Below are 7,059 nucleotides of genomic sequence, written 5' to 3' on the forward strand. Positions count from 1 at the left end.
ATTTATCGTGGAGGCTGACTTATGTCTATAACCAATGGTTTAACGGTCGCCAAGTTTGGTGGAACCTCTGTTGCTGATTATGATGCAATGCATCGCTGTGCCGATATTATTATTAATAACCCAGCCACAAAAGTGGTGGTGGTGAGCGCTTCAAGTGGCGTAACCAATAAGCTCGTAGCATTAACTCAAGCAACAACTACTCCAGAGCAGAGCAAACAGCTTATTAAGCAGATTGCTTCAATTCAGTATCAGATCCTCGACAGACTGGGTCATCCAAGTGATGTTGCAGCAAAAATTGACGCAGTGATTAGCAATATATCGGTTCTAGCAGAACGTCTAGTGCTGAGCCGCAGTAAAGCCGTTATGGATGAAATACTATCTCAAGGGGAGATGTGCTCGTCGGTATTCTTTGCTGCTGTATTACGTGAAAAAGGTGCTTCAGCTGCTGCATTCGATGTGCGACAAGTGATGCGAACCGATAGCCATCATGGCCGCGCTGAGCCGCAAATAGAAGCTATTGCCCAACTTGCAGAAATGCATCTTACGCCACTGTTGAGTACTCAAGTGGTTGTCACCCAGGGTTTTATTGGCGCTGATGAAGAGGGTGCTACAACCACTTTGGGGCGTGGAGGCAGTGACTATTCAGCTGCACTATTAGCTGAAGCACTACGGGCAACAGCGGTTGAGATCTGGACTGATGTCGCTGGGATCTACACCACTGATCCTAGACTGGCACCGAACGCTAAACCTATTGCTGAAATTAGCTTTAATGAAGCTGCAGAGATGGCGACTTTCGGCGCTAAAGTATTACATCCTGCCACTATCCTTCCAGCGGTTAGACAAAAAATACAAGTGTTTGTTGGCTCGAGCTGGGCACCAGAGCAAGGCGGAACTTGGATCCGTCATCAGGTGTCTGATGAGCCTGTTTATCGCGCCGTAGCGGTAAGAAGAGATCAAACTTTGCTAAACCTCCACAGCCTTCAAATGCTTCATGCTCAGGGGTTTTTGGCTGAAACTTTTGCTACCTTGGCAAAGCATAAGATCAGTGTCGATTTAATTACTACTTCTGAAGTGAATGTGGCACTAACTTTAGATAAAACCGGCTCTGATTCTAGTGGTCATGGTTTATTAAATGAGTCGCTATTACAAGAGTTGTCACAGCACTGTCGAGTTCGCGTAGAAGATGGTTTAGCACTTGTTGCTGTTATTGGTAATCGAATTGCTTCAACTGCGGGTGTATGTCGCAGGGTGTTTGAGGTGCTGGAGCCACATAATGTACGCATGATCTGCCAAGGTGCTAGCCCACATAACCTATGTGTATTAGTAGAGGAAGCTGAAGCCGCTGATGTGGTCCGCGCATTACATGAAAATTTGTTTGAATCATAATAGCTGTTGAATATATGTCGCTGTTGAAGCAAGGAACTGAGTACACATGATGCATTTCACCCGATCTAGCCTTAATGTTGGCGAGCTTGCAACAGGGCAAGAACTAAGCATACCTGTGTACCATCTTGCTGCTAAAGACCCTGCTGCACCGAGTGTATTTGTACAAGCAAATGTCCACGGTGCAGAAGTGCAGGGAAATGCCGTTATTTTCCAGTTAATGAAACAATTGGAAGCTATGGATGTGCGCGGGGAAGTGACTCTGTTACCGCTTGCAAACCCATTGGGGATTAATCAAAAGAGTGGTGAGTTTACCCTTGGGCGCTTTGATCCGATTACTGGGGTTAACTGGAACCGAGAGTATCTTGAACACTCAATTGATATCTCTGCATTTTATCAGCAGCATTGCCAATTAGACGATGCACAGCTAAAGCAGCAATTTAGGCTGGCTTTGTTGGCATCATGTGAGGCGCATTTAGCCAATCCGTGGGGAGTGACGACAGGAAAAAGACTCGCTGTCACATTGCAAGCTTTAGCGCATCAGGCCGATATTGTGATTGACCTGCATACGGGGCCAAAATCTTGTAAACATCTTTATTGCCCTGAATACGATAGAGACGCTGCAAAGTTCTTTTCTATTCCTTATAGCTTAATCATTCCCAATGGTTTTGGCGGCGCGATGGATGAAGCGGCATTTTGTCCTTGGTGGGCACTGGTTGAGCATGCTGCTAGTCAAGGGCGGGAGATCTCTGTTCCAGTTGCGGCTTTTACACTTGAGTTGGCAAGTCAAGAGCGCATTGATATGCAAGATGCCTTGGTCGATGCTCAGGGGATTTTGGCTTATCTCAGTTATCGCGGGGTGATTTCGGAAAAAGTCGCTCCAGCGGATATGCCTCGCTTTGGTTGCCTACTCAAAGACTACAAGAAATATCATGCACCTAAAGGCGGGTTAGTGGAGTACTTAGCTCAACCAGGTAGACCACTGAAGGCTGGTGAACCGCTGGCTAATATTCTTAGGCTGGACTGCTATGGTACTGAAGATGAATTAACTTCGCTGCAGCTTGAGCAAGATTGTGTGCCCATTCTTCACTTTGCATCAGCCTCTGTTTATCAAGGTACTGAGTTGTATAAGCTGATGACTAATGTGTTCACAATAGGCTGAAGAGTAACAGCAGTGGGTCAACTTTTATCATCGATTAGAATCCTGCTTGAAATAAGTTTGCCCACCAAGAACTAATCAGCTTCTAGTTTGCAAAACTCGCCTAGGTGATACTTTAGTGGTGTTGCTGGTAGCGTTTAAAAGCTGATTACAAGTTTTGCCTGGAAAGTGGCTATTTAGTATTTTTAACAAGCTTATAATCTGTATTTTTTTGTTAATTTTTTCTCGCTTTCCATATCATCTGTCATAAGCATTTTTTATTTTTACCTCTCTCTCTTTCTAGTGTGTAAGTGCTTGTTTTGTTTGGATTTATTGTCGACTCTATGAATTTTTCTCTTCCTTACTTTAACTCTGTAGTTATTTTTTTTACATATTTATTCAGTATTGTTACCTTTGTAAATGTGTTATCCCGCATCTTTTTGTGTTTCTTTTGTTAAATTCTTGTTTGCTGACTTGTTTTTATTATGTTAATAATGCTCTCCCTCAGTCAAATGTACTACGGAAAGTCGTTTTACTTTAGCTTTCTTCTTGTAGAGATGCCGAGGCAACAACAAAGCAGGATAAAACAAAAAATACTATAAAGTATTAAGGAATTGACAAGTGAAAACAAAAATCGCAATTGCAGTCTCTACTGCATTGGTCACCATGTCAGCAAGTGCGCTAAGTGCTCAGCCTGAACATAACATTACCCTAGTAACTTCAACTGAAGCTAATGCCCATATCAAGAAGGTAGACTCAAAGTCATACGCTGATAATCAAGTTATTCGTAATAACGCTATCTTCACACCAGAAGCTAATTTGGGGGCTGGTAGTTATAGATATTTTGTACGTTTGATTGAGAGCCCTGTAGCGCTTTATCAAGGTGGGGTTGAGGGCTATAAAGCTACGTCGGTTGAGAAAGTTCAGGGAAAGAGCCGTAAACTTGATGTAACCAGTTCGAATGTGAAGTCATACCGTTCGTTTCTAAATTCACGTCAAGATAATGTGATTCAAAAAGCTACAGCGGCATTAGGCGAGCTAAATGTTAAGCAAAGAACAACGCTTGCTTATAACGGTTTAGTTGTGGAAATGACCCAAGCTGAAGCGACTAAGCTAGCTAAAGTTGCCGGAATTGCCAATATCCAGCGCGAGATTTTGCGTAAACCTATGACAGACTCAGGTCCAGCTATCATTAAAGCACCTGCTGTTTGGAGTGGTGAAGCTACAGGTACTGAAAGTAAAGGTGAAGGTATGGTTGTCGGTATTATTGATACCGGTATTAATACTGACCACCCATCATTTGCAGATGTTGGTGGGGATAAATATGACCACACAAACCCATGGGGGCCAGGTGTTTATTCTGGAAACTGTGCTGGTGATTTCCCTGAACTTTGTAATGATAAGCTCATTGGGGTTCATAGTTGGCCTGCAGTGACGGATCAATATTTAGATTATGACATTGATGTACCAGCAAATGGTGAAGATCACAATGGTCATGGTTCACACACGGCTGGCACTACTGCGGGCAACGTGCTTGTTAATACTAACGTACCAAACGTTGATGGCGGCGATACAGGTGTTGTATTTGCGTCTATGTCAGGTGTTGCACCGCATGCAAATATTGTTTCATATCAGGTTTGTTTACCAGGTGAAGATGATGATGTTGGTTTCGCTGGGTGTTTACCATCGTTAACGGTTCTAGCGGTTGAGCATGCAATTGAAAACGGCGTTGATGCACTTAACTACTCTATTGGTGGCGGTTCAAGCAATCCATGGAATGATGCCGACGCATTAGCTTTCCTATCTGCACGTAAAGCTGGTATCCATGTTGCTACTTCTGCGGGTAACTCTGGCCCAGGTCCTGAAACTGTGGGCTCACCAGGTGATGCGCCTTGGTTGACTACGGTCGCGGCTTATACTCATGATCGTGATTTCTCAGAGAAGAGCATCGGTGCATTTACTGGTGGTGATACAGCAGCTCCGAGTGAACTGACTGGTAAGTCAATGACGGGCGGCTTTACTGGAACTATCGTTTACGCTGGTGATTTTAAAAACAGCAATGATCCAGGTGGCGATCCTGCTCAGTGTCTAGAGCCGTTCCCAGCTGATACTTTTGCTGATAATACTATTGTAGTGTGTGACCGTGGTGCAATTGCACGCGTTGATAAAGGCCGTAATGTTCTTGCTGGCGGTGCAGATGCTCTGGTACTTGCAAACCTTCAAGGCGAAGCGACAAGCGTTGTTGCAGATGCGCATGTTCTTCCTGCCATCCAAGTCGATGCTGATCAAGGTGATAAACTTAAAGCGTGGTTAGCAAGCGGCGCAGATCATGCAGGTACTATCACTAGTACTGCAGTGGTCCAAGATGAAAAGTTTGCCCGCATAGCTGCTGAGTTTACCTCTCGTGGCCCGAACAAATCAGTTCCTGATGTTATCACTCCATCAATTTCTGCACCAGGAGTAAGTATTTTCGCGGCATACGCGAATGACCAATCAGACGCATTTAAAGAAAGCCCTGATTCAAATGATTATGGCTTCTTAAGTGGTACCTCAATGGCTAGCCCGCATATTGCGGGAGCACTGACATTACTAGCAAGTATCCATCCAGATTGGACTCCTGCTGAAATTCAATCTGCGTTGATGATGACTGCCAACCAAGAAACATTCAAAGATGATGGTACTACTCCTTCAGATTTCTTCGATATGGGCGCGGGTTATGCAAATGTTGAAGCAGCTGCAAAAGCTGGTCTGGTGATGGACGAGAGCTATATTAATTATGTGAAAGCGGATCCAGGATTAAACGGAAAACCTTCTACTATTAATTTAGCCACATTAGCGAATGCAAAATGTGTTGATGAATGTACCTGGACTCGTACCGTCAAAGCGACTAAAGATGGCACTTGGACTGCAAGCACAATGGGCGTAACTGATGGTTTAGTTTTGTCTGTAACGCCAGCTTCTTTCGAACTGAAAGAGGGTGAAACGCAAGAGCTGACCGTTAAAGCTAACGTTTCTGCAGCTAGCAAAGGTTGGAACTTCGCAAACATCAAGCTAATGTCTGAGGGAATGCCTGAAGCAAAACTACCTGTTGCAGTTAAGTCCAACGGGCATAACCTTCCAAATAACTTTACAATTACAGCCGGTCGTGAAAAAGGTAGTGTTACTCTGTCTGGCTTTGTATCTACCGAACTAAGCAACATTAAAGTAAAAACCTATGACAAGTTCTCTGATTTAATCAAACCTACTGAGTTGTCAGTGGCAGAAGACGGCTTGGACTTCTTGGCGCTAAATTTCCCTGAAGACCTTCGATTTGTTAAGATCGTAACTTCATCAAAAACTGCGTCAGATGTAGATCTTAGAGTACTTGATAATGAATTCGAACAAGTAGCAAGCAGTGCTGGTCCGGACGCTAGTGAATCACTTATTTTTAGAGATTTCCCAGCTGGAGACTACTATTTTGTCGTTGATGGTTATAAGTCACATACACCGGGCGGAACTGATGATGTTGAACTTCGTATCATGTCAATCGAATCTGTTCAAGCTGCTTTAAGTGATGATGTTACGGTCGATGTCGATGAATCAGAGTCTGAATTTAGCTTAACTATTAATTGGGATACTGATGAAGATGCGTTTGGCATAATGCATGTCGAATCTGGCGACAATAGCAGCATTGCTGAAGTGATTTACGACATCAATCGCACAGATGACGTTAACATGATGGCTAACCTGTCTGATGCAATGCCTGCTGGAGTGGCAAGTCGAGTTAGTTTTGATGTAGCGCCTAACTTTAGTGATGAAGATAAAGAGTATTCATTCTCTGCTCAGATGTCAGCTGGTCACAAAGTTGCTAATATCTCTAACGATGGCGTACAAGATGGTAATAGCATCACCTGGACTGTTGTTCAAGAAGCGGCTTCAGGTCAAAACCTTTCTGTTGGCTTCGACCTCATCCCAACTAAAGCGGGTTCAGCTTATGCTCTTAAGCTAACTAATGCGTTTGACGGAGATGAAATAGATAAGACATTCAAGTTCGGTGTTCAAGAAGTTGCTCCTGTAGCAATGGTTGATGCACCTAGTCGGGGAGTCGAAGGTCAAACTATCAATATAAATGGTTCAGCATCTTACGATGGTAACGATGATAAACTGACTTATAAGTGGTCGCAAACAGGTGGATTACCGGTCTTATTTGATGATGCTGCTGAGTCATTCATGTTTGAAGCACCAAAAGTGGATGCTGAAGGCGCTATATTATCATTTGAGCTAACAGTTTCGGATTCAAATGGTAACTCTGATACTACAACGGCTGTTACTTCAGTGACTAATGCTGAAAAGGTTGATGATGGCGGTTCTGCAGGCTGGATGGCATTGCTGTTGTTACCAGTAGTTTGGATTAGACGAAAAATGAAGTCATAAGGCTTTAATTTGGGACTATTTAAAAAGGCTAACTTAATAAGTTAGCCTTTTTTATATCTGCTGATAGGTCAGCGCTTAAACGTAAGCAAGGAGTAATGCCAATTGCATTAAGTATTTGACCAGTT

At 43.5% G+C, this 7,059-nt stretch carries 3 protein-coding genes; all 3 read left to right on the plus strand.

Translation table 11 applies throughout. The features are described 5' to 3' along the window. Positions 1 to 21: 21 nt before the first annotated feature. The 3 genes from lysC to AB4238_RS12095 all read left to right on the plus strand — a co-directional run bounded on the left by lysC (position 22) and on the right by AB4238_RS12095 (position 6,934). Positions 22 to 1,386 carry a lysine-sensitive aspartokinase 3 gene (gene lysC / locus AB4238_RS12085; RefSeq protein WP_372033665.1) on the plus strand — a complete coding sequence of 455 codons (1,365 nt, stop codon included), beginning with the start codon at positions 22 to 24 and terminating at the stop codon, positions 1,384 to 1,386. A gap of 49 nt (positions 1,387 to 1,435) precedes the next feature. Beyond that, positions 1,436 to 2,545, plus strand: coding sequence for a succinylglutamate desuccinylase/aspartoacylase family protein (locus tag AB4238_RS12090; RefSeq protein WP_372033668.1), 1,110 nt, complete (start codon positions 1,436 to 1,438; stop codon positions 2,543 to 2,545). 597 nt (positions 2,546 to 3,142) lie between these two features. Further along, positions 3,143 to 6,934 carry a S8 family serine peptidase gene (locus AB4238_RS12095; RefSeq protein WP_372033666.1) on the plus strand — a complete coding sequence of 1,264 codons (3,792 nt, stop codon included), beginning with the start codon at positions 3,143 to 3,145 and terminating at the stop codon, positions 6,932 to 6,934. The last annotated feature ends 125 nt before the right edge of the window (positions 6,935 to 7,059 follow it).

Source organism: Shewanella sp. 10N.286.45.A1 (genome assembly GCF_041470405.1).
Taxonomy (GTDB): Bacteria; Pseudomonadota; Gammaproteobacteria; order Enterobacterales; family Shewanellaceae; genus Shewanella.